The sequence below is a fragment of the Bradyrhizobium sp. LMTR 3 genome (genome assembly GCF_001693485.1).
In the GTDB taxonomy this organism is placed as follows: Bacteria; Pseudomonadota; Alphaproteobacteria; order Rhizobiales; family Xanthobacteraceae; genus Bradyrhizobium.
Genome location: NZ_MAXC01000016.1, coordinates 30,433 through 51,278, shown reverse-complemented (window position 1 = coordinate 51,278; position 20,846 = coordinate 30,433). Strand labels below are relative to the sequence as shown.

Annotated in this window: 20 protein-coding genes, 1 tRNA gene and 1 pseudogene; 14 read left to right on the top strand and 8 right to left on the bottom strand. The window is 63.7% G+C overall.

What is annotated here, in order from left to right; all coding sequences use genetic code 11:
• Window positions 1–2 precede the first annotated feature (2 nt).
• The 3 genes from LMTR3_RS15625 to LMTR3_RS15610 all read left to right on the top strand — a co-directional run bounded on the left by LMTR3_RS15625 (window position 3) and on the right by LMTR3_RS15610 (window position 3,625).
• Window positions 3–953, top strand: a complete 951-nt coding sequence (locus tag LMTR3_RS15625; RefSeq protein ID WP_065745975.1) for an oxygenase MpaB family protein — start codon at window positions 3–5, stop codon at window positions 951–953.
• 92 nt (window positions 954–1,045) lie between these two features.
• Entirely contained in the window at window positions 1,046–1,393 is a 348-nt protein-coding gene (locus LMTR3_RS15620) for a hypothetical protein (RefSeq protein ID WP_065745974.1), read from the top strand.
• Between the two features lie 645 nt (window positions 1,394–2,038).
• A complete protein-coding gene (locus tag LMTR3_RS15610; protein WP_176721913.1) occupies window positions 2,039–3,625 on the top strand; it encodes a CYTH and CHAD domain-containing protein in 1,587 nt (528 codons plus the stop codon).
• Between the two features lie 6 nt (window positions 3,626–3,631).
• Here LMTR3_RS15610 and LMTR3_RS15605 read toward each other — a convergent pair whose 3' ends face one another.
• On the bottom strand, window positions 3,632–4,798 hold the full coding sequence (locus LMTR3_RS15605; RefSeq protein WP_084029647.1) for a Kelch repeat-containing protein: 1,167 nt from the start codon (window positions 4,796–4,798) through the stop codon (window positions 3,632–3,634).
• Window positions 4,799–4,980: 182 nt separating this feature from the next.
• Between LMTR3_RS15605 and LMTR3_RS15600 the strand changes: the two genes are divergently transcribed.
• A complete protein-coding gene (locus tag LMTR3_RS15600; RefSeq protein WP_065745971.1) occupies window positions 4,981–6,771 on the top strand; it encodes a peptide ABC transporter substrate-binding protein in 1,791 nt (596 codons plus the stop codon).
• Window positions 6,772–6,820: 49 nt separating this feature from the next.
• Here LMTR3_RS15600 and LMTR3_RS15595 read toward each other — a convergent pair whose 3' ends face one another.
• Complete coding sequence (locus LMTR3_RS15595; RefSeq protein WP_283809297.1) at window positions 6,821–7,123, bottom strand: winged helix-turn-helix transcriptional regulator; 303 nt, start codon at window positions 7,121–7,123, stop codon at window positions 6,821–6,823.
• A gap of 151 nt (window positions 7,124–7,274) precedes the next feature.
• On the opposite strand from LMTR3_RS15595, the gene LMTR3_RS15590 reads away from it, so the two are divergent.
• Entirely contained in the window at window positions 7,275–7,658 is a 384-nt protein-coding gene (locus tag LMTR3_RS15590; protein WP_245319896.1) for a YybH family protein, read from the top strand.
• A 377-nt stretch (window positions 7,659–8,035) separates the two neighbouring features.
• On the top strand, window positions 8,036–9,994 hold the full coding sequence (locus LMTR3_RS38915) for a C40 family peptidase (protein WP_065745969.1): 1,959 nt from the start codon (window positions 8,036–8,038) through the stop codon (window positions 9,992–9,994).
• Between the two features lie 282 nt (window positions 9,995–10,276).
• Here LMTR3_RS38915 and LMTR3_RS40240 read toward each other — a convergent pair.
• Window positions 10,277–10,384, bottom strand: a pseudogene (locus tag LMTR3_RS40240) (hypothetical protein); the annotation flags it as partial.
• 111 nt (window positions 10,385–10,495) lie between these two features.
• Entirely contained in the window at window positions 10,496–11,149 is a 654-nt protein-coding gene (locus tag LMTR3_RS15575) for a hydrolase (protein WP_065745967.1), read from the bottom strand.
• A 155-nt stretch (window positions 11,150–11,304) separates the two neighbouring features.
• Between LMTR3_RS15575 and LMTR3_RS15570 the strand changes: the two genes are divergently transcribed.
• The 3 genes from LMTR3_RS15570 (at window position 11,305) to LMTR3_RS15560 (ending at window position 13,826) form a co-directional block, all read left to right on the top strand.
• Complete coding sequence (locus tag LMTR3_RS15570; RefSeq protein WP_065745966.1) at window positions 11,305–12,198, top strand: LysR family transcriptional regulator; 894 nt, start codon at window positions 11,305–11,307, stop codon at window positions 12,196–12,198.
• 267 nt (window positions 12,199–12,465) lie between these two features.
• Window positions 12,466–13,401: a pirin family protein gene (locus LMTR3_RS15565; protein WP_065746008.1), complete on the top strand. Its 936-nt coding sequence runs from the start codon at window positions 12,466–12,468 to the stop codon at window positions 13,399–13,401.
• Window positions 13,402–13,475: 74 nt separating this feature from the next.
• Complete coding sequence (locus tag LMTR3_RS15560) at window positions 13,476–13,826, top strand: EutQ-related cupin domain-containing protein (protein WP_065745965.1); 351 nt, start codon at window positions 13,476–13,478, stop codon at window positions 13,824–13,826.
• A 240-nt stretch (window positions 13,827–14,066) separates the two neighbouring features.
• Here the strand turns inward: LMTR3_RS15560 and LMTR3_RS15555 are convergent.
• Window positions 14,067–14,151, bottom strand: a tRNA-Leu gene (locus tag LMTR3_RS15555).
• Window positions 14,152–14,303: 152 nt separating this feature from the next.
• Here LMTR3_RS15555 and LMTR3_RS15550 point away from each other — a divergent pair.
• Window positions 14,304–14,864, top strand: coding sequence for a disulfide bond formation protein B (locus tag LMTR3_RS15550; protein ID WP_084029644.1), 561 nt, complete (start codon window positions 14,304–14,306; stop codon window positions 14,862–14,864).
• Window positions 14,865–15,761: 897 nt separating this feature from the next.
• Here LMTR3_RS15550 and LMTR3_RS15545 read toward each other — a convergent pair.
• Window positions 15,762–16,850, bottom strand: a complete 1,089-nt coding sequence (locus tag LMTR3_RS15545) for an AbrB family transcriptional regulator (protein WP_502686638.1) — start codon at window positions 16,848–16,850, stop codon at window positions 15,762–15,764.
• Between the two features lie 251 nt (window positions 16,851–17,101).
• On the opposite strand from LMTR3_RS15545, the gene LMTR3_RS15540 reads away from it, so the two are divergent.
• Window positions 17,102–17,575, top strand: coding sequence for a hypothetical protein (locus LMTR3_RS15540; RefSeq protein ID WP_065745962.1), 474 nt, complete (start codon window positions 17,102–17,104; stop codon window positions 17,573–17,575).
• A gap of 41 nt (window positions 17,576–17,616) precedes the next feature.
• Here the strand turns inward: LMTR3_RS15540 and LMTR3_RS15535 are convergent, their stop codons facing one another.
• A complete protein-coding gene (locus LMTR3_RS15535; protein WP_065745961.1) occupies window positions 17,617–18,213 on the bottom strand; it encodes a TetR/AcrR family transcriptional regulator in 597 nt (198 codons plus the stop codon).
• A 99-nt stretch (window positions 18,214–18,312) separates the two neighbouring features.
• On the opposite strand from LMTR3_RS15535, the gene LMTR3_RS15530 reads away from it, so the two are divergent.
• The 3 genes from LMTR3_RS15530 to LMTR3_RS15520 all read left to right on the top strand — a co-directional run bounded on the left by LMTR3_RS15530 (window position 18,313) and on the right by LMTR3_RS15520 (window position 20,375).
• Window positions 18,313–18,789 (top strand): PaaI family thioesterase, encoded by a 477-nt coding sequence (locus LMTR3_RS15530; RefSeq protein ID WP_065745960.1) that lies wholly within the window; start codon window positions 18,313–18,315, stop codon window positions 18,787–18,789.
• 99 nt (window positions 18,790–18,888) lie between these two features.
• Window positions 18,889–19,674, top strand: coding sequence for a sulfite exporter TauE/SafE family protein (locus LMTR3_RS15525; RefSeq protein WP_065746007.1), 786 nt, complete (start codon window positions 18,889–18,891; stop codon window positions 19,672–19,674).
• Window positions 19,675–19,703: 29 nt separating this feature from the next.
• Window positions 19,704–20,375: a DsbA family protein gene (locus LMTR3_RS15520; protein WP_065745959.1), complete on the top strand. Its 672-nt coding sequence runs from the start codon at window positions 19,704–19,706 to the stop codon at window positions 20,373–20,375.
• An 85-nt stretch (window positions 20,376–20,460) separates the two neighbouring features.
• Here the strand turns inward: LMTR3_RS15520 and LMTR3_RS15515 are convergent, their stop codons facing one another.
• Window positions 20,461–20,667 carry a hypothetical protein gene (locus LMTR3_RS15515; RefSeq protein WP_065746006.1) on the bottom strand — a complete coding sequence of 69 codons (207 nt, stop codon included), beginning with the start codon at window positions 20,665–20,667 and terminating at the stop codon, window positions 20,461–20,463.
• Between the last annotated feature and the right edge of the window lie 179 nt (window positions 20,668–20,846).

Genomic DNA, 20,846 nt, shown 5'->3' with positions numbered 1-20,846 from the left:
AATTGGTCTCGGAAAGCGATCTAGAAGCTACTCTCGATGTCGTCAGGGCCGGCGCCGCCGGGTCGGCTGAGGGCATTTTTGGTCCGGCGTCGATGACGTGGCGGATCGACAGGGAAGCCGTGATCTTTCTGGGAGCCGGGCGCGCCTTGCTGCTCCAACTGGCGCATCCCTGGGTCGCGGCCGCCGTCGCGGAGCACTCGCGCACCTTTGCCGATCCGGTCGGCCGCTTTCATCGAACCTTTGAGCTGATGTTCACAATGGTGTTCGGTTCGCTCGACGGCGCGACTGCCGCGGCGCGGCGTCTGCATCGACGGCACACGATGATCTCCGGCGGGCTGCCCGAGGCGAGCGGCCGCTTCGCCCAGGGCTCATCCTACAGCGCCAACGATGTCGCCGCGCTGCGCTGGGTTCACGCCACCCTTGTCGAAACCGCCGCCATCGCGCACGATCTCGTCCTGCCGCCGCTCTCGCCGGAAGAGCGCGAGCAATATTGGGCCGAAAGCCGGCTGTTCGGCGCATTGTTCGGGCTGAGAGCTGCGGACCTGCCGGCGGATTGGTCATCCTTCGCCGACTACAACGCGTCGATGGCTCGATCGGATACCTTGTCCGTCAGCACCGCAGCGCGTGACGTGGCCCATCACATCTTGACCGGCGCACGTCCGTGGTTGCGGCCGCCGCGCTGGTACGTGGCCCTGAGCGCACAGATGTTGCCCGAGCGGCTGCGCGCGGGTTTCGGCTTCGATCTCGACGAGCGCGATCAGAGGGCCGCCGATCGCGCGCTCAAGTGGATACGCCGCCTGTATCCCCACCTGCCGACCCGCCTCCGCTACGTCGGCCCCTATCACGAAGCGCAGGCGCGGCTGCAGGGAAAGCCGCGGCTCGAGCTGGCTACCCGGTGGCTCAATCGGGCGTGGACTGGACGACCGCGGCTGGATGATCGTCGGGAGCGGTGAGGCCGGTGGGCATCGGCGTGTCATTTGCGATAAGAGATCTGCCTGCCGACGATTCCGGAAAACGAAACCCTGCAGAACTGGATTTGAGACCGATGGACGAGGACGACCCGAGTGACGAGATTTCGCGGATCGAAGCGCGGCTCGAAGAGCTGGCCGAGGTCGCCGAGCGGTGCCGCAAGATCACGCTGGTCTCGAAGTCGGTGATCGCGCTCGGTGTCGGATTGATGCTCGTCACGATGCTCGGCCTGCTCGGGTCCAATCAGGTCGCAGCCCTGGGCTCGATTGCCGCAGTGCTGGGCGGCATCGTGTCGCTCGGCTCGAACGTCAGCACCTTGCGGCAGACCATGGCCGCCATCAGCGAGGCCGAGGCGCTTCGTTCCGATCTGATCGGCAGGATCGATCTTCGCGTGGTCGGCGACGAAATGAGGAGGCGGATTTGAGCTGGTCGGCGCCGCTGCTCATCGGCGGGCGTCCAACTCGCCCGCGCCGCAGGGCGGCTCGGGCATGGCGCGAGGCCGATCTTCCCGACGACAGTCATAGGCTCGGTGCCGCAGCTTCCCGTGCGACTACGGAGCGCTTACTCCGATGCGCGAATTTAATTGCGGCGGCCTCGCGCGAGTGATTGAATCTCCAGCAATCCGACTCGACCAATAACGGAGACAAATTCGCCAGCGAGGTCATTGCCATGCTTGCCGAGAAGTTTTTTCTGGTGCTGGAGACACTCAAAAGTCACGCTTCCGATGATAGATCATCTCCAGTCGTGACCAGTACTGCGCCGCATATTCCGATCAAACTGCCGCGTAGAAAGTAAATTAAGGGCCGCCCAATTGAGGCGGTCTCTTTGTTTCGCGGATGTGGCATTCTCATCATCCGAACGGCCTCCCACGTCCCGCGGGTCCGCGAGCCTCTGCTCGGCAAGTTTTTTCCTCACTCCCGACTGGTTTCATGCCCGAACTGAGGCGGCTCAAGGCCTCGGCACCGGAACTGCCCAAGCAATTTGCGGAGTTTTCCCAGTAGACTATTTGAGTATATTTTGCGGTTGTCATAAAATATTCACGCGCCTCCCCCTTCCAATGGAGTCTCCGTTGAACGGCCCAATCGTGCACGATTCCGGCAGCGCGATTGCTGTGCAACCCGCTGAGCAAGCGGAAATCGAACTTAAGCTGCTGGCGCCGCAGGGTGTCCTGGAGAAGCTGCGCGAAATGCCCGTCATCGCGCAGCATGCGCGCAATCGCGGCGTCGTCCGCCGGCTGGAAACGGTTTATTACGACACGCCGGAACGAGTGCTGTTCCAACGCGGCATGTCGCTGCGCGTGCGCCGCAGCGGCAAGCATTTCATTCAGACGCTGAAGTTTTCGCCCGACAGCGGACGGCCGTTGGCGCGACGGCAGTGGGAAACGCCGGTTGACGGCATTACCCCCGACCTGGCGCGGCTTCCCGCCGCCGAGATCGGCGATCCCGTAACGACGCTTGCTCCCGATGCGCTCGAGCCGGCCTTTGCGACCAAGGTTCGCCGGCATGCTCGGCAGCTCGATCTGCCCGATGCGCTGGTTGAAATCGCGTTCGACGAGGGGACCATCGAGGCCGGTACGCGTCAGGAAGTCCTGTCCGAAATCGAGCTCGAATTGAAGAGCGGCAACGCTGGCGCGTTGTTTGATCTTGGAACGCAGTTGCTCGACACCGCGCCGTTGCAAATCGGCACGCGGAGCAAGGCAGAACGCGGCTATGCGCTGGCGTTCGACGTCGTGCAGCCGGCGGTGAAAGCCGAACCGGTAGTCGGCATCACCGCTGAACACGCGGTTGATGACGTCATTGCGCTGCTGGCGGGGAGCTGCTGGCAGCATCTTCTGAATAACCACGCGGTGGCGAGGGAGGGATCCGACCCCGAAGGCGTGCACCAGATGCGGGTCGCATTGCGCCGTCTGCGCACAATCTGCGCGCTGTTCCGGCGGGAGATCCCATCGCCATCGTTCGAGGCGATCAACGGCGAGGCAAGATGGTTGATGCAGCAGCTCGGTCCGACTCGCGATTGGGATGTGTTCGCAGTCACGACCGTCTCTCGCCTTGCGACGGCGGCTCCCGAGGTCGACCTGGGCGACCTGCGCGAGGTGGTCCAGCTACAGCGCAAATCGAACTACGCTGCGCTGCAAGCAGTCCTTGCCGATCCGCGTTGCAGCCGCTTCCTACTGTCGTTGGGAAACTGGGTCGAACGCCGCGGCTGGCGCAACGAGATTGAAAGCGAGGCGTCGGCCGTGCTGTCACAGCCGATGCCGACGCTCGCGGATAAAATTCTCGCGAGATGGCACCATAAGGTGCTCAAGCGTGGCGCGCACTTCTGGCGACTTGACGCCGATACGCAACACGATCTCAGAATCGATCTCAAGAAGCTGCGCTATGCGGCGGAATTCTTCTCGCCGCTTTACGCCGACCGTGCGCGCGCCAAGCGTTACGTGGCGCGGCTCGCCAGGCTGCAAAACAGTCTTGGACGCGCACGCGACATCGCAAATATCAGCGCATTGCTCGATACCATCGGGCAGGACGATCGGCCCGCGCTTCGTTTTGCCGTCGGCGCAATGACCGGCTGGCGAGCGCGCGACCAGATTGCAGTAGCGAAAAAGCTGCGCCAGAGATGGCGGCGGTTCAAGGCCACGTCGGCATTCTGGGGCCGGTAAGCGCAATCAAACAGCCAGCGTAAACGCCTCGTGGACGGAGGATTGGACCGCGCCGCCTGTCACGGCGCCTCCGCCGGCAACGTAGATGGTATCGCCGATCGTGGTGGCGCCGACCGCGTGCCGCGGTGTCAGCATCGGCGCATGAGATTGCCAGGTATTCTCTTTCGGATCGTAACTCTCCATCTGACCGAATACGACGCCTTGCGAGATCTGGCCTCTGTCCTGCACGCCGTATTCGCCGCCCATCGCGAACAAGCGGTCGCGGTAAACGACGAGGCCGTGGCCCGAACGCGCCGTGGGCAGCGGCGCGCGCTCCTTCCAGGTGTCTGATACAGGCAGGTAAACGTGGTGAAGGTCGGTGTTGTATTCAAAGGTGTTGAAGCGGCCGCCGATGATATGGATCATGCCGTTATAGGCGACGGCGCCGACATGGTCGCGCGCGGCGGGGAGCGCTTTCCGAACGTCCCATTTGTCGGTTTGCGGGTCATAGACCTCATGCCAGCCGACGCTGGCGCGCTCGTTGGTGGGGGCGCCGGCGCCACCGATCAGATGTATCTTGCCATCGAGTGCGACTGCCGCGGCAGCGCCACGCGAGCGCGGCAAGGGCGCGATCGTCGTCCATTTGTCGGACGCCACGTCGTAGAAAAACGCATTCGGGTCGGGATTGCGGTTCTGCTCGATGAAGCCACCGAGCGCGTAGACGCGTCCTGCATCCGCCACGACGGCAACATGGTTGGCACCGCGCGGCAATGGCGCGGCGTTGAACCATCGATCGTCCTTCGGATCGTAGACATGGTGATAGGCGCGATCGACACGGCCTTCGCCGTAGCCGCCGACAATATGCATGCGCCCCGCCCAGGCGGTGGCCCAGGCCATTTCGCTTCGCGGCAGCGGCAACGCCGCCTTCGGCGTCCAGCGCCCCTGCACGCCTTTCGGCGCGGGACTGTCCACCTTTCGCTGGGCGATTTGCTCGGTCGTGAGATGATGCGGTGTGCCGCCCTGAAGCCGGGCGAACGGATCGGAGGAGGGGGCTGCTTCAGGCAGCGCCGTGCCTGACGGCGTGCCATGGCCCGCATGCTGGGCGAGCGCCGGCGCGCAACCGACTGTCGCGCCGGCAGCCACGGCAACGAAAGCTCTCCTGTTCAGACGCGGCAGATCGGATGTCGACGACATGAGAGCTCCTCAGCTAAAGTGGCTGGATCACCAATGGTTGTAACAAAGGCGAGCGCGGTCAAGACAACAACTCCGTGAACTTCGGTGGCCCGGATCCTGCTTTGACAGGTTCGCGCTGACCTGATCCATTTGCAGCGTCGCGGGTCACCAAGCATTCAGCACCAGTTAAGGAGTCGGCCCCCATGAAAGAACGGGAACTTCGGGACCTGATTGCAGACGTCAAGACTGGCCGGTTGTCGCGGCGGGCCTTTGTCCAGCGCATGATCGCGGTCGGCCTTTCGGCGCCGATGGCCGGGATGATGCTGAGCCAGTCCGGGGTCGCTATGGCTGCGACCGCGCTTCCCTACAAGCCGACCAAGGCCGGCGGCGGCGGCGTGCTGAAACTGCTGTACTGGCAGGCCATAACCCTGCTCAATCCCCATTTCGCCGTCGGCACCAAGGATCAGGAAGGCTCCCGGATCTTTTACGAGCCGCTGGCCGGATGGGATGGCGACGGCAACCTGGTTCCGATCCTCGCTGCCGAGGTTCCGAGCAAGGAGAACAATGGATTGTCCGAGGACGGCCGCTCGGTGGTCTGGAAGCTGAAACGCGACGTCAAATGGCATGACGGCATGCCGTTCACATCAGACGATGTCGTCTTCACCTGGGAATATGCCAAAACACCGGAGACCGCGGCGGTCTCGATTGCCAACTACAAGGACATCACGGTCGAGAAGATCGACGACTTCACCGTCCGCCTCACCTTTGCCAAGCCGACGCCGTTCTGGGCCGATGCCTTTGTCGGCAATTACGGCATGATCATCCCGAAGCATCTGTTCAAGGATTACGTCGGCGCCAAGTCGCGCGAGGCGCCGAACAATCTGAAGCCGGTCGGCACCGGCCCATATCTGTTCGTGGATTTCAAGCCGGGCGACATGCTTCGCGCCAGGATCAACCCCAACTACCACGTCGCCAACCGGCCGCATTTCGATGAGCTGGAGGTCAAGGGCGGCGGCGACGCGGTATCGGCGGCGCGCGCGGTGCTGCAGACCGGCGAATATGACTATGCCTGGAACGTTCTGGTCGAAGACGAGATCCTGCAGAGACTGGAGGCTGTTGGAAAAGGCAGGGTGAACATCACCCCGTCAGGCAATGTCGAATTCATGCAGCTCAACTCGACTGATCCCGCGGTCGAGGTCGACGGCGAGCGCGCCAGCATAAAGACCAAACATCCGCTGTTCAGCGATCCGGCCGTGCGGCAAGCCATCAATCTATTGATCGATCGTGCGTCGATCGAGAAACACATCTATGGCCGCACGGCGCTGGCCACCGCGAACTTCCTCAACAATCCGGAACGCTTCCGGTCGAAGAACACCAAATTCGAGTTCAGCATCGAGAAGGCCAACCAGATCCTCGAGACCGCCGGCTGGAAAAAGGGCGGCGACGGCATTCGCGCCAAGGACGGCAAGCGGCTGAAGTTCGTGTTCCAGACCTCGATCAATGCGCCCAGGCAGAAGACCCAGGCCATCGTCAAGCAGGCGTGCCAGAAAGCGGGCATCGACGTCGAACTGAAGTCGGTGGTGGGATCGGTGTTCTTCTCCTCCGACGCCGCCAATCCCGACACCTACACGCATTTCTACTGCGACGCGCAGATGTACAACACCACCATGCCGCAGGCCGATCCGCAGTTCTTCATGAACCAGTACACATCGTGGCAGGTGGCAAACAAGGAAAACAAGTGGCAGGGGCGCAATGTCTCGCGCTGGCAAAGCAAGGAATACGACGAGATCTACAAGCAGGTCGAACGGGAGCTCGACGCGGTGAAGCGCGCGGCGCTGTTCATCAAGCTCAACGACCTCGTCGTGTCAGACAACTACATCCAGCCCATCGTCTCCCGGACCCGGGTCGCAGCGCTCGGCGGCAAGCTGACCGCGCATATCTCGGGCTGGGACAACGATCTGTGGCAGCTCGCGAGCTGGTACCGGGAGGGGTGAGGCAAGGCGTTCGGATGTGCGGGGCGATCACGCTTCCACGATAATGCCGTCAGCTTGCGTAGTCATGCGACCGAGCAGCCGCTCGATGATCCCGGCGTGACCAAAGCTCAAGCCGATCGAGGATGCCTAGGAGCTCGGTGCCCATGAGCGAGAGCGAGTAGGTCACGCGCCGTGGGAACGCACTGGTTGGGGAACGCAGCACCAAGCCTCGATCTTCAAGCCCATCCAAACGCTCAGAAAGCACCTTCGGAGATACGCCCGGTAGAAGCTCCGCCAGCTCTCCGTGCCGTTTCGGACCGTCCTTCAGGTGCCAGAGCACGAGGGCGTTCCACCGGTGGCCCAGGAAGGCCAACCAATCCTCGACCGGGCAATCAGCCGGGCGACGCGGTTGCGGATTGTCGAGTTCCAATCGTAGCGCAGCAGATGACAATGCGGCTTCCTTCCCGTTTGGTTAGCACTGAAGGGACGTGCTTCTTTTCTTCTCCCCAACGAGGAGATGAGACATGACCGTGACTGAGCCAGCCCAGATGAACGGGGCATTCGCTCAAGCTTTCAACAGCCGTAACATAGACAATATGCTCGCGCTTTACGAGGTGGATGCCGTCCTGCGCGTGGATGGAAGCGAGCGAAGTCTGATAGGGCTCGACGCGATCGCTGGTGAGTTGCAGCGTCTGCTGCAAGCGCCCGGCACAATGACGTCGCGCAATAACTTTTGCGTCCAGCACAGTGGCCTCGCTCTGCTGCGCGCAGATTGGGAGCTGCGCACCCAGGACGGCTCCATCGTAGCGTCCGGCAGCTCGGTCGAGTTGGTCCGCCGCCAGTCCGATGGCACCTGGTGCTACGTCATCGACCACGCAGCGGGCGCCGCCCTGCCACGCATCATCTAAGTGGAAGGGAGCGCCAGATGCGCAAGCGGCTGTCGCGCCGGCAGCCGCGGCAATGAACGCTCTCCTGTTCAGGCGCGGCAGATGGGATGTCGAATTGCAGGTGACCTGCATCGCAACTGTTAGCTAGCTCACACGTGAAGGCTGTAAAAACGATGTAAGCTCTTCACGGTTCGCCGTGAGCGGTAATGCTCCGGCTGCGCAAACGAATATCGATAGTGCGGACAGCGCGTCCGGCCGGTTGTCACTGGCCGCGACGATCGGATCATCGTGCCGAAAGGGCAGATCTGGGCCGGCCAATGAGCAGCAAACCGAGGCCGAGGACGCACCGATCGGCGAAGAGGAAACTGGCAACAGGCACACCAACGGGGGAGCGCGCAATGGGTCAAATCGGCAGGTCTACCGACCCCTCAACGGCTGACAATCGCGACGACGTTGCAGGCAGCGAGGTCGCTTCGTTCCGCTACAACAATCCCGGCGCTCAGTATCCGAGCGCGCGAGCCGCGCGTTTCGGCCAGACCGGCTATGGCATCATCGGCGGCGGCCACAAGATCGCGCGCTTTCCCTCGCCGGTGAACGGCGCCGCCTCGAACTTCGACCTGTTGTCGCGCAGCTATGTCGGCATGCGGATCGGCGAGGCCGGAACGAAGTGGACCGGCCGGCACGGCTTCGGTGTGCCCGGCTATGACCCCAACGCCATGCTGACAAAGGAGATGGTCGACGATCCCGTGCTGGCGATTGCCTTGCTGAAAGCCATTGCCGGCCGCGAGTCGGGCAAAGGCAATAACCTGACCGAGGAGCAGTGGCGTCAGGCCCATCGCATGTACAAGGCCGGCAGCGCCGACGCCTTCGTGGACGGTCTGCCTGCCGTAGCCGTTGCCCAGCCACCCGCGAGCGGTGTGCCTTCGGGAGCGGGCCTTGTGCAACGCGCCCGCGCGCATATCGGCGAGCAATACGTCAACACGCAGGTGCCGAAGGACGATCCGCATTGGCGTGGCCCGTGGGACTGCGCCGAGTTCGTCTCGTGGCTGGTCTATCAGGAAGCCAATATGCTTTACGGCTGCGTAGACGACACCGCACAGCCGGCCAAGGCCGATGCCTATACCGGCGCCTGGAAGGCCGACCTCGAGCGGCTCGGCAAGCGCGTTTCGGTGGAGGAGGCGGCGGCGACCGTCGGTGGCATCGTGCTCCGCTATCCGCCTGGGCCGGGCAAGATGGGCCACATCGCGGTATGCGACGGCAACGGCGGCACCATCGAGGCAAAGGGACGGCGTTACGGCGTGGTGGCCGACACGGTGCAGGGCCGCGGCTGGCACACCGGCATCCTGATTCCCGGCATCTCCTATGACAATGCCGCGCCGCTCAAGGTCAGCCCGCCTGCCATCATCTACGAGATCGGTGCGCCGAACATGGATATGGCCGTTGTCACGCGCATCCAGACGGCGCTGGCCGCGAAAGGCTTCGATCCCGGCCTGATCGACGGCGAGTTCGGATTAAACACGCAAGCCGCCGTGCTGCGTTTCCAGGAAGCCGAGGGCATGGTCGTCGATGGCGCGGTCGGGCCGGAGACGGCGGCGGCGCTCGGCGTTTCGCTTGCGGCCGAAACGGTCAAGCCTGGCGTCGCGGTGGCGGAGACGGGCCCTGCCGCTGGCGCTCCCGCGCTCGACCTGCAGCAACTGCTCCCGCTCATTCTCATGTTGCTATCGAAGGAGAAACCGATGGCCGCCGATCCTGCCAAGCCGGGCCAAGGCCTCGAACTGCTGCTGCCGCTGATTCTGCAGTCGGCGCTTACCGGCAAGCAGCTCGACATCACGCAGCTTCTTACCGTGCTTGCGACCGGCAAGCCGGCGCCGGCGGTCACGCCGCTCGCCAACGCGCCGGTGCTTTCGCAGCCCGTCAACACCGTCCCGGCGCCGATCGTCTCGCAGCCGGCAACGCCGCAACAGCCTGGCGCCGCTGTGCCGGTCGATCTCATCACCGTGCTAATGCCGCTGCTGTATGAGCGGCTGACCGGCAAGCCATTCCCGGGTACCGAAAAACCGGATAAGCCCGCGGAGCCGCTCGCGCCGGCCATGTCGCGGCCGAGCGTACAGCTTTCCGCCGGCATGCTCGGTATCGTCACCCTGCTGCAGTCGGCGGGTATTCTCAATCTGCCCTTCAATCTGGGAGCGATCGCCGGTCAGGCGCCAACCACAACCGCGCCGGTTTCAGGCTCGACCATGGCGACCTTGATTCCGATCATCACCGGCGTAATCGGCGCCACCGGCGGCTTCGGCGCGCTGGGTGGGATTGCGTCGAAGGTGCTGGGCGGGCTGTTCAGCGCTTTCGGCAAGAAGTGAGGGGCGTAGATCGGTGCGGGCCCAAATACGGTTGCTCCGTGATTTCGGTTGTCGGCGGGCGGCGCGTTCTTCGATTGTTCGCCATTCTTCGTCGGTCAGGTCATCGGCATCGCTCCGCTGTTCGACCTGGCGGGCGAAGCGCGCGATCTTCTCCTGATCCGCCTGTGGCCAGGTCAGCACGCGATCGAGAATCTCTTTGACCTGCTCTTTCGGAGCAGCGGGCCGAGTGATTGCAAATGTTCCGGTCATTCGCAGAAACTGACCATCGGGCAGAGCGGCCCACGAATGGATCACGCCACCATCATAGTCCTGAACATTCGTGACAGTCGCACCGTCCGCTAAGCTGGCTGCGGTCGCGGGTAACGGCTGAAGGAAGTGGTCGCCGATCATGCCGGCCGCCTTGCATGGCCAGCCGTCTTGTAGAGAGGGGATGACGCAACTCGATAAGCAATCAGCTTGTTCTGAGCGGATCGCTCAAGACTTTCGTCACCCCCGCCCAAATCAGCGCACCTTGCTCGGCACGGGCGTGTTGAGCAGTTGCTGCTCCCACAGGAAGGCGATACCGCTGCCGGCGAAGTGCTGGATGAGAATCTCGGTCAGCTCCTCGACATGCTCGGTGCGCGCCCAATCGCGTTGCCATTCGCCAGCGAGCGCCATCACGGTCATCACGTTCGCGCCGGCCGCGATCATTCGCTGGATGGCAACTTCGTGAGACTCCTTCGAAATCCCGCCCGACGCGTCGGTGATCACGGTCACGTCCCAGCCTTCGCCGGCGGCCTGGATCACAGGCATTGCGACGCAGACCTCGGTCCACAGGCCGGCGATGATCAGTTGCTTGCGGCCGGTCGCCTTGACGACGTTCACCACATTCTCGTCCTGCCAGGTGTTCACCCAGGTGCGATCGATGACTTCCTGGTCCGGAAATACGTCGGTGATCTGCTTGAAGAGAAGTCCACCGCGCGCCGCGATCACGCTGGTGAGAATGGTCGGAACATTGAAGGCTTTTGCTAGCTTCGCCAGCGCGGTCGTGTTGTTGACCACAGCTTGCGGATCGTGGCTGTTCAAGTTCGCGAGCTGATAGGGCTGGTGGTCGACAAGGACGAGGACCGAGTCTTCGGGACGAAGAAGCGAAGCAAGGCCATTACGAGGGGTCATCAAGACTTCCTTTCTCTGCCGTTATGGACGGCAATGGGTTTCACATGAGACATGCGCCAGCGGGCGACGTTGCCTGGGCGCAATTTGCTGTTCCTTTTGGTGATGCGGTAGTGCCATAGTCAGGCACGCTGTGTCGCGAAATGAGGAACGCCGGAATGGACATCGAAGATCTGCAGACATTCGTCGCAGTGGCCGATGCTGGGGGCGTATCGGCCGCCGCGCGCCGGCTCGGCGTCTCCAAGTCAATCGTCAGTCGGCGGCTCTTTCGGGTTGAAGCGGAACTCGGCGTTCAGCTTCTTGCACGAACGACCCGCGGCGCCGCGCTCACAGAAGCGGGAATCACGTTCAGAGACCATGCGGCCCGGGCTAGCGCCGAGATCGACACCGCGAGGGAAACGATCCTCCCGACCGGCGAGCTGCGCGGCCGCCTGAGGGTTGCCATGCCGCTTACTTTCGGCCCGACCCACTTCGCCCCCGTGCTTGCGGAAATGGCGCGCCACCACCCGCAGCTCCACATCCATACCTCCTACAGCGATCGCTTCGTCGATCTGGTCGCCGAGGGTTTCGACTGCGCGATCCGGGTTGGTTACCTTCAGGACTCCAACCTGATCGCGAAGCGCATCGGGCCGATCTATGGAAAGCTTGTCGCCAGCCCGGATTATATCAAAGCGCACGGTTCACCTGAGACGGTAGCGCAGCTCGTCAATCATCAGGCCCTCATGCAAGGAACGGAAGCCTGGCAGTTCATGGATGGCGACAAGATCGTCACGGTTCAGCCGCAGGGCAGGTTCAAGGCCGACAACGCTACGGCGCTTGCCGCTGCCGCGGCGGCGGGACTCGGCATCGCCTGGATCCCCGATTGCATCACACATGAATATGTGTCCTCGGGCGCGCTCGTTCCGGTGATGACAAGCTATCCTCCACCTTCGGCAGGCGTATATGTCGTCCGCCCACCGGGTCAGCATCCCGCTCGGAAAATTCGGGTCCTCATCGAAATGCTGATCGAATACTTCGCGCGAAATCCGAACGTTTGGGGTCTCGACCGTTGAAGCACGAACGGGGCGAAGCCTTATTAAAGAATTGCATTCGACGGTCGCTCTACTGCAAGCCGCTGAGCTCGACGACATCGCCGGTGCGTTCCACCTATTGCGACACAGCTAAACGCACCGCAGGTCTAGTTCGGCAGACGTTCGCTCGCCAGTTTAAGCATTCGTCGGGCCGAAAGCGCTCTTCTCGCGCGGTCCGGATTAATCGAAATCAGGCATTCGCATCGGCAAGGGCGAGGCCTCCCGGAAGCCCAAGAGAGGATGACGCTCATGAGTTGGAACCCGGCAATCGACCCCGGCTGCCCCGATGAGGTGGGCATCGACGCGATCGAAACTCTCATTGTTCCACGCGCTCGCGATCTCGGCGGCTTTGAGGTCCGGCGCGCCCTGCCGGCGCCGAAGCGGCAGATGGTCGGACCGTTCATCTTCTTCGACCAGGCTGGGCCGGCCGAGCTCCTGACCGGACAGGGCGTTGATGTTCGGCCGCATCCGCATATCGGTCTCGGCACCGTCACCTATCTATATCGCGGCGACTTCCATCACCGGGACAGCACCGGGGCCGATCAGACGATCCGCCCGGGCGAGCTGAACTGGATGGTGGCCGGGCGCGGTGTCTCCCATTCCGAGCGCACATCAGCGGCCGCCCGAAGCGGTCCGAACAGCCTGTTCGGAATTCAGACCTGGCTGGCGCTGCCCGAGCGTCACGAGGATATGGCACCGATGTTCGAGCATCATGGCAAGGAGGCGCTGCCGGTTATCGAGGATAGCGGCGTCTCGGTCCGGCTCATCCTCGGGGACGCCTACGGCGAAAAGGCCCCTGCGACGATGTTCTCGGAAACATTCTACGCCGATGTGGCGCTCGAAGCAGGAAGCCGACTGCCGATGCCTCACGATCACGAGGATCGGGGCATCTACATCGTCGAAGGCTCGATCTCGATCGCCGGTCAGGATTTCGAGTCAGGTCGGATGATGGTCTTCCGCCCCGGCGACAGGATCACTGTCGCGGCCGGCGACAGAGGCGCGCGGCTGATGATCCTCGGCGGCGCGACCCTTCCGGGCCCCCGCTACATCTGGTGGAATTTCGTCGCGTCTTCGCAGGAGCGCATCGAAGAGGCCAAAGCCGAATGGCGCGCCGAGAACTGGGGTAAGGGGCGCTTCGATCTCCCGGTCGATGATCGGGATGAGCACATTCCTCTTCCGGACTGACCGGCGCTGATAAGGTGATCGCCAGGCACGGCTCGGGCGTCGAGGACGACACACCAGCTAGACGGAGCATTCCCATGAAGGTTCGCAAGTTCACCATCACCGACGCAGCGCTGGAGCGCTCCCCGGGACAGGACGGAGACGTGTTTGTGGGCAATCTGGTCGACCAGCGCCATGCCTCCCCGATCACCATCGGGTACGGGCGCTATGGGCCGAACCAGACACTCAAGGAGACAATGGCCGTCGATGATGTGATGGTCGTCCTCGAGGGGCGGCTGTCGGTGTCCGGAAAGTCAGGCAGCGTCACCGCAGGGCCGGGCGAGATCGTCCATATGCCCAAAGGCCAGAAGGTCACGATCTGCTCGCACGAGCAAGGCGCGGTTACCGCCTATGTCACCTATCCCCACTGGCAGGAGGCACGGGGGTAAGTCCTCCGGGCGACGCCGCAGGCTCGACGTCCCCGCGGATCATGCTCAATCGAGTAGGCGCGGAGGTCTTGCCTGTGCAGATCTGGCGCGAGACCTCTCCACTTTGTCCAGCGACGCCTCGCGCGCGCAGGCTCAAAGCTGTGCAAATCCGCCGTCCACGAACACCTGCGCCCGTCTGGAAGTTGTTGTCGTTGAGGCGAGGAAGGCCGCGAAGGCGGTGATGACGGGCGGATGCCCGAGTGGTGCCCCTGGCCGGAATCGAACCAGCACTCCTTGCGGAACTCGATTTTGAGTCGAGCGCGTCTACCAGTTCCGCCACAGGGGCCTTCGGTCGCGGGGCAGAAGCCCGGTGCGGCGAAGCCGGCGGAATATAGCGGGCGGCGCTTCCGGGTCAACCCGCGTGGAAGTGATTGTGGGTGTCTCGACACCCAGGCGGTGGCGGGATAGGAGGCTGAGGCCTATTTTGAGCATGGACCCATGCTCCGGAGAACATCCGTGACGTCAGATGCCCTCCATTCGTCGCACGCGCGCCGTTCCGCCGATCCGGTCGTCGTTGCGGCGCTGGCGATCGCGGTCGTCGCCGCCGCGACGCTGGCCGGCGCCTGGTTCTTCCAGCTCGTGCTGGATATCCGCCCCTGTCCGCTCTGCCTCGAACAGCGCTACGCCTACTATCTGGCGGTCCCGCTCGGCCTCGTGGTCGCCTTTGCCGCGTCGCGCGGGGCGCCGCGGCAGGTCACGCTGGCCGGGTTTGCGGTGCTTCTGCTCGCTGCGCTCGCCAATGCCTGGCTCGGCGGCTATCACGCCGGCGTCGAATGGCAGTTCTGGCAGGGCCCGACCGATTGCTCCGGCCCGCTGGTCGATCTCGGCAGCGCCGGCACGCTGCTGCAGCGTCTCGACACGGTGAAGGTGGTCCGCTGCGACGAGGTGCAGTGGCGCTTCCTCGGGCTCTCGCTTGCCGGCTACAATGTGCTGATCTCGCTGGCGATGGCGGCGATCGCCGTGTGGGGCATCGTGTCGGCCAAGCGGGCAGCCTCGTAGCTGCGCCGTAGGGTGGGCAAAGGCGCACTTGCGCCGTGCCCACCATTCCAACGTCCGATGCAAGTGATGGTGGGCACGCTTGCGCTTTGCCCACCCTACGAGACCGCCGACTGATTTGCCCGGCGTGCAAGTGCAATCTCGATGCAACGCTGCGACAAATCAACATGACGGGCAAATCACTTCTGATTTTCAGAAATCGCGTCAAGCCCAAGAAACAAAAAGAATCAAAAATATTCCGCTTTCGTTCTCACCCAAATCAGTCGCATAACTCCGCCCGTCTCACCCATTGAGGGGCGCTCGCGATCGTCACGAACGTGCGGTGAGATGCGATGGACGCGGAATGCGCAAGACGTAGGCGCAGGACGCGTACGGCGAAGTCGTGTGGTTCTGATGCCGCGGTGCTGGCATTAAGTTGCGCTGGGATTCATTCCTGCGTAGCGACGGTGGCAAGAAAGCCGTTCGCCGGGAAGAGCACGAAGTAAGCCGTAAAGCCATTGCGCAGGGAAGGCCGGGATGCTCCCGCTGAACCTGTATGCTCGTGTGCGTTTTCTTTTGCGCACTTTGCACACGAGATCGCGGGTGCAGCGCGCACCCGGTCTTCCCTGCGCCCTCACTTCAAGGAGGGCGGGAGGTTAGTAGCAGAGCTCGGGCAGATGATGCCGCGAGATCGCGAAGACGTATTCAGTGCGTCGTCCCTGCGACCCGTCTTCGCCAAGGCTTCGCCGGGGTTTAGCGTTGGGCTCGCCGAAGCTTTAGCGAAGGCGGCACGCAGGGACCCATAACCACAAATGCGAATTGAGAAACGAAGCCGGAGCCTCGATCCCGTCGACAACCGCGAGCGGTGGCTATGGGTTCCCTGCGTTCGCACTGCGTTCGCAGGGACGACGATTGGATAGGCTAATCGTCCACGTCCTCCTGCGGGCGGCCGAACAGATGCACGATGCCGGGTGTCGTGATCGAGACGAACACGAAGCGCGACAGATGATGGGCGCCGACGAAGATCGGATCGATATGCAGCGTGAGCGCCAGCGCCAGCATGGCGTCCATCGCGCCCGGCGCAAACGCCACGACGACGTCGGCGAAGCGCACATCGGTGGCCAGCATGATCACCGTGACGAAAATGGCGGAGATGAGAATCGCGACCGCAAACGAGCCGAGTCCGGCATTGATGTGGCTGAGCAGCGTCGACTTGCTGATCCGCACAAAGCGCGTGCCGATCACGGCGCCGATGCCGACCAGCGCGACGCCGCGCATCCAGGGCGGCAGCCCACCCTCGATCAGGCCGGTGCCGTGCAGCGCGGCGGAAGCGATCATCGCGCCGAACATCCAGCTTGCGGGAAACTTGGCGAGCCGCAGCAGCAGCGCTGTGGCGATGGCCGCGGCCGCCAGCACGGCGAGCTCGAGCGGCGAGGCGACGACGAGGCTAATCAGCTCCATGGGAGCGCTCGGCGCCACGCCGGTCACTGCCAGCAAGAGCGGCAGCGCCGCGGTCAGGATGATTACGCGCATGGTCTGCACCACCGCGATTGCCGCGACATCGGCGCCCTTCTCGGCGGCGAGCATGGTGATCTGCGACAGCGCGCCGGGACTTCCAGCCAGCAGCGCCGAGGTCTGGTCCCAGCCATGCACGCGCTGCAGATAAAAGCCCGAGCCGAAGGTCGAGCAGAACGTCGCCAGCGCCAACAACCCGATGGTCAGGGGATAGGCGCTCATGTGCTGGATCAGTTGCCGCGACACCAGCGAGCCCAGCGTGATGCCGAGCAGCACCAGCACGGTCTGCGTGAGGATCGCCGGCATGGTGACCGGCCGCCCGGCCAGCGCGGCGATGCCCACCGCGGCCATCGCGCCGGAAATCAGCCCGCCAGGCAGGTTGAGCCACAGAAACAAGAGGCCGCCGGCGACGCCGATGACGAGCGTCTCGAGCGTGCCGAGAATCTTGGCGCGGTCGGACATGGCGGAGGATATCGAGGCGGGGATCAGGCTCACGCCGCCTTATGGCAAATCCGCTTGCACCGGACAAATGCGCCACGCGATTGCAGCAATGCAGGGAGGAGGCCTGCACAATGCCTGCACAAACGTTCCGTGGCCTTGGCTGAACGCGGGCTGAATGCGACGGCGGATCGCGCCTGTTCGCCGTCAGAAAATTTTTACCGCAGGGTTCGTCCGATGCGTTGTCGCAAGCTGAGGTTGCGCTAGGATGGTCGCCGCAGATGACTACTGCCCTAAGGAGACCAGGGATGACTATCCAAGCAAAAATACTGGGCGCGTGTGCGCTGTCGGCATTGGCTGCGTTTGCGATGACCTCGCAGGCGAATGCCCTGACCGCGCAGGAATGCAGCGCCAAATACCAGGCCGCGAAGGCCGCCGGCACGCTCGGTGGCCAGAAGTGGAACGACTTCCGGAAAGCCCAGTGCGGCGCCGACGCCGCGCCCGCTGCCGCCGCTGCGGCTCCGGCCGCCGCGCCGAAGGAAGAGAAGACGGCTGCCAAGAAGGAAGCCGCACCGGCGGCGGCGCCATCCGGCCCCGCGACTTTTCCGAGCGCGGTCGACGCAAAATATTCGAAGGAGACGGCGACGAAGCAGCGCTTCCACACCTGCCTCGATCAATACAACGCCAACAAGGCCAGCAACGCCAATGGCGGGATGAAGTGGGTCCAGAAGGGCGGCGGCTATTACAGCGAATGCAACAAGAAGCTGAAGGGCTCGGCCTAGCCAGCAATCGACATGGGCGCGGCCGGAGGTTTCGGCCGCGCCTATACTTCGCGGAGCAATGTTTCGGCCGACTTCGCCACCAGTTGCGCGCGCTTGCGCTGGCCCCGTTCGAGAAACAGCAGGCTCTGGCCGAATACGAAGCAGTAGAACAGGAAGGCCTGCGCGTCGGCCTCCTCGGCCGCCAGTCCCGTCGCGCGATAGAGATGCCCGACATTCCTCAACCGCGCGGCGTCCACGCTCGCCACCGCATTGGCCGCCAGCTCGTCGGAGCGGGCCCATTGCCGGATCGCCAGTTCGACCGCCATGGCCTCGGTGTTCATGCGCTCGGAATAGAGCGCGATCAGCGCCTTCAGCCGCTCGCGGGCGGTCGCGCCGTCGAGGCTGGTCTGTTTCTCGATCGCGGCGATGCGGCCCGCGCTCCAGTATTGCAACATGGCGTCCAGCAGGGCCGCGCGGTCGCGGAAGCGGCGGTAGAAGCCGCCCTTGGTGACGCCGAGTTTCTTGGCCAGCACCTCGACCCGTACGCCCTCGACGCCGGTCCGGGCGATTTCCTCAAAGCCGGCCTCGATCCAGCTCTCGCGGCGAACCTCGCCGGCGCGCGCCTCTCCGATTCGCGCCCCTCCCTTGGCATCGCTCATGGTCCGGTCCCACGGAGTGTTGATACGGTACCGTATTGCTAACCCGGAGGGGGTGTGATACGCTACCGTATCATACGACAACCGGCGATGGACTGACCGATGCCGCTCTACCAACCGAAGAACCCGGATTATCGCGCGGTCGCCACCACCATGTTCGAGCAGCAGCGCGCGATGAAGACGCTCGGCATATCGATCGCGCGGCTGGAGCCGGGCGAGGCCGATCTCGCGATGGACTATTCGGCCGATCTGACCCAGCAGCACGGCTTCATCCACGCCGGCATCATCACGGCGGCGCTCGACAATGCCTGCGGCGTCGCCGCCTTCACGCTGATGCCGCCGGGTGCGGGGATTCTCACCGTAGAATTCAAGACCAACTTGCTGGCACCGGCGCGCGGCGACCGGTTCGTGTTCCGCGCCAGCGTCGTCAAGCCCGGCCGCACGCTGACGGTGTGCGAGGCCCGCGCCTATGCGGCGCATGACGGCAAGGAGACGCTGATCGCGAGCATGACCGGCACGCTGATGGCGCTGTCCGGCCGCGAGGGCGCATCGCCAGAGAGGGGGCATGTCGCAGCCTGATCGGCTGATGTGTATTGCAGTGCAGCTTTGTGCTGCGGCCATGGCGATCTGCAGAAAATCCTTCTATGGTCGCGCCGTGCAACAGAGTCTTTCAACTTGATCATCTCCACCGCGCAGGGCGTGCTGGGACTGGCGTCGGGGATGCTGGTCGGCTTCTCGCTTGGCCTGGTCGGTGGCGGCGGCTCGATCCTGGCGGTGCCGCTGATGGTCTATGTGGTCGGCGTGGCGGAGCCCCATATGGCGATCGGCACCAGCGCGATCGCGGTGGCCGCCAACGCCGCGCTCAACCTGTCCAACCATGCGCGCGGCGGCACCGTGATCTGGTCCTGCGCGCTGATCTTCGCCGCGGCCGGCATGGCCGGTGCCTTCGGCGGCTCGATCCTCGGCAAGATGATGGACGGTCAGCGGCTATTGGCGCTATTCGCGCTGGTGATGATCGTCATCGCGCTGTTGATGCTGAAGACGCGCTCGCGGATCGGCCTGCCTGACGTCAAGGTCTCGATGGCGAACATGCCGGCTATCGTCGGCCTCGGCCTCGCCACCGGAACGGTGTCGGGATTCTTCGGCATCGGCGGCGGATTCCTGATCGTGCCGGCCCTGATGCTGGCGACAGGTATGCCGATCATGAACGCGGTCTCCTCTTCGCTGGTCGCGGTCACCGCGTTCGGCCTGACCACGGCCGCCAGCTACGCCTGGTCCGGGCTGGTGTCGTGGGCATTGGCGGGACTGTTCGTGGCGGGCGGCCTCGCCGGCGGATTGGCCGGGACGCGTTCGGCGCGGCACCTCGCCGAGCGCCGCGGCGCGCTCAACATCGTGTTCGCCGTGGTCATTATTGCCGTGGCGCTCTATATGCTGGCGCGTAACATATCCTTATCTCAGCCGTAGACAGGAAATGCAGCCTTGGCGAGACCCAGATGAAGCGATCGAATAATCCGGCCGGGACGATCCCGGGCCCGACGCGGCGCGAAGCGCTTGGCTTGCTCGGCGCGGGCGTGGCCCTGTTCGGCGCCGGCATGTCGCGTCCGGCGTTCGCGCAAGGCGACGACGTCCTGACCGAAGCCCTGGTGCTCCGCGACCCCGACGCTCCCGCGACCGGCAATCTCGACGGCGACATCAACATCGTCGAATGGTTCGACTACAACTGCCCGTATTGTCGCAAGATCGCGCCCGAGATCCAGCAGGTGGTGCAGGACGACGGCAAGGTCCGCCTGGTGCTGAAGGACTGGCCGATTCTCGGCGACGTCTCAAAGTACGCGGCGCGGGTGGCGCTCGCCGCCAAGTATCAGGACAAGTACCTGCCGGCGCACGAGGCGATGATCGGCGTCAGTTCGAAATTGACCGAACCGCGCATCCGCGAACTGGTGGCAGGCGCCGGCATCGATATGGACCGCCTCAACCGCGACCTCACTTCGAATGCGAAGGCAATCGACACCATTCTCGCCCGCAACCACGATCAGGCGGTGGCCTTCGGATTCAAGGGGACGCCGTCCTTCATCGTCGGCAAGTTCCGCGTGCCGGGAATCCTGACCATGGCGGAATTCGAGATGGTGATTGCCGACGCGCGCAAGGCGAAAAAGAGCAATTAGAGCGTTTTCAGGCGTCAAAACGCCGTTGTTCGGGACGACGGCGTTTGAATGCTGCGATTGATCTCGCCAGGAAGTTATCAAGCAATTATCGCGACGAGAGCTTGATCCAATCGTCGTGGGCGCGCGTTTTCAGCGCCTTCCAGTCCTCTGCCACGACATCCCAGTTGACGAGGGTGCGATTAGCCTGCGCGACCTGGCCGCTGGCGACGCTCGACGTCCGCATGGAATCGTAGACATAGACGCCGAAAACCAGCAGCAGTGCGCCCAAAATCATTCCGACAAACGTCCGCATGCGATACCTCCGTGACCGCTCACTAACGCGGAGGACGAGGGATGGTTCCCCGACCTGCGATCGCGCCTTCGGCGGCGCCGGGTGGGGAGCCGAGGCAGAAGGTGCCGCCCCTGCGGCCGTCGCCAGGTTGAGCGACTTCAATTCATTCATCAGCGAGCCCAGCAGCATGCAGCCGAACA

Coding starts and splice junctions, on each gene's coding strand:
- LMTR3_RS15550 (WP_084029644.1), top strand. CDS start 14,304: ATGCTCCGGAGAACATCCGTGACGTCAGATGCCCTCCATTCGTCGCAC.
- LMTR3_RS15520 (WP_065745959.1), top strand. CDS start 19,704: ATGAAGCGATCGAATAATCCGGCCGGGACGATCCCGGGCCCGACGCGG.
- LMTR3_RS15560 (WP_065745965.1), top strand. CDS start 13,476: ATGAAGGTTCGCAAGTTCACCATCACCGACGCAGCGCTGGAGCGCTCC.
- LMTR3_RS15620 (WP_065745974.1), top strand. CDS start 1,046: ATGGACGAGGACGACCCGAGTGACGAGATTTCGCGGATCGAAGCGCGG.
- LMTR3_RS15590 (WP_245319896.1), top strand. CDS start 7,275: ATGACCGTGACTGAGCCAGCCCAGATGAACGGGGCATTCGCTCAAGCT.
- LMTR3_RS15575 (WP_065745967.1), bottom strand. CDS start 11,149: ATGACCCCTCGTAATGGCCTTGCTTCGCTTCTTCGTCCCGAAGACTCG.
- LMTR3_RS15570 (WP_065745966.1), top strand. CDS start 11,305: ATGGACATCGAAGATCTGCAGACATTCGTCGCAGTGGCCGATGCTGGG.
- LMTR3_RS15515 (WP_065746006.1), bottom strand. CDS start 20,667: ATGCGGACGTTTGTCGGAATGATTTTGGGCGCACTGCTGCTGGTTTTC.
- LMTR3_RS15600 (WP_065745971.1), top strand. CDS start 4,981: ATGAAAGAACGGGAACTTCGGGACCTGATTGCAGACGTCAAGACTGGC.
- LMTR3_RS38915 (WP_065745969.1), top strand. CDS start 8,036: ATGGGTCAAATCGGCAGGTCTACCGACCCCTCAACGGCTGACAATCGC.
- LMTR3_RS15535 (WP_065745961.1), bottom strand. CDS start 18,213: ATGAGCGATGCCAAGGGAGGGGCGCGAATCGGAGAGGCGCGCGCCGGC.
- LMTR3_RS15605 (WP_084029647.1), bottom strand. CDS start 4,798: ATGTCGTCGACATCCGATCTGCCGCGTCTGAACAGGAGAGCTTTCGTT.
- LMTR3_RS15565 (WP_065746008.1), top strand. CDS start 12,466: ATGAGTTGGAACCCGGCAATCGACCCCGGCTGCCCCGATGAGGTGGGC.
- LMTR3_RS15530 (WP_065745960.1), top strand. CDS start 18,313: ATGCCGCTCTACCAACCGAAGAACCCGGATTATCGCGCGGTCGCCACC.
- LMTR3_RS15540 (WP_065745962.1), top strand. CDS start 17,102: ATGACTATCCAAGCAAAAATACTGGGCGCGTGTGCGCTGTCGGCATTG.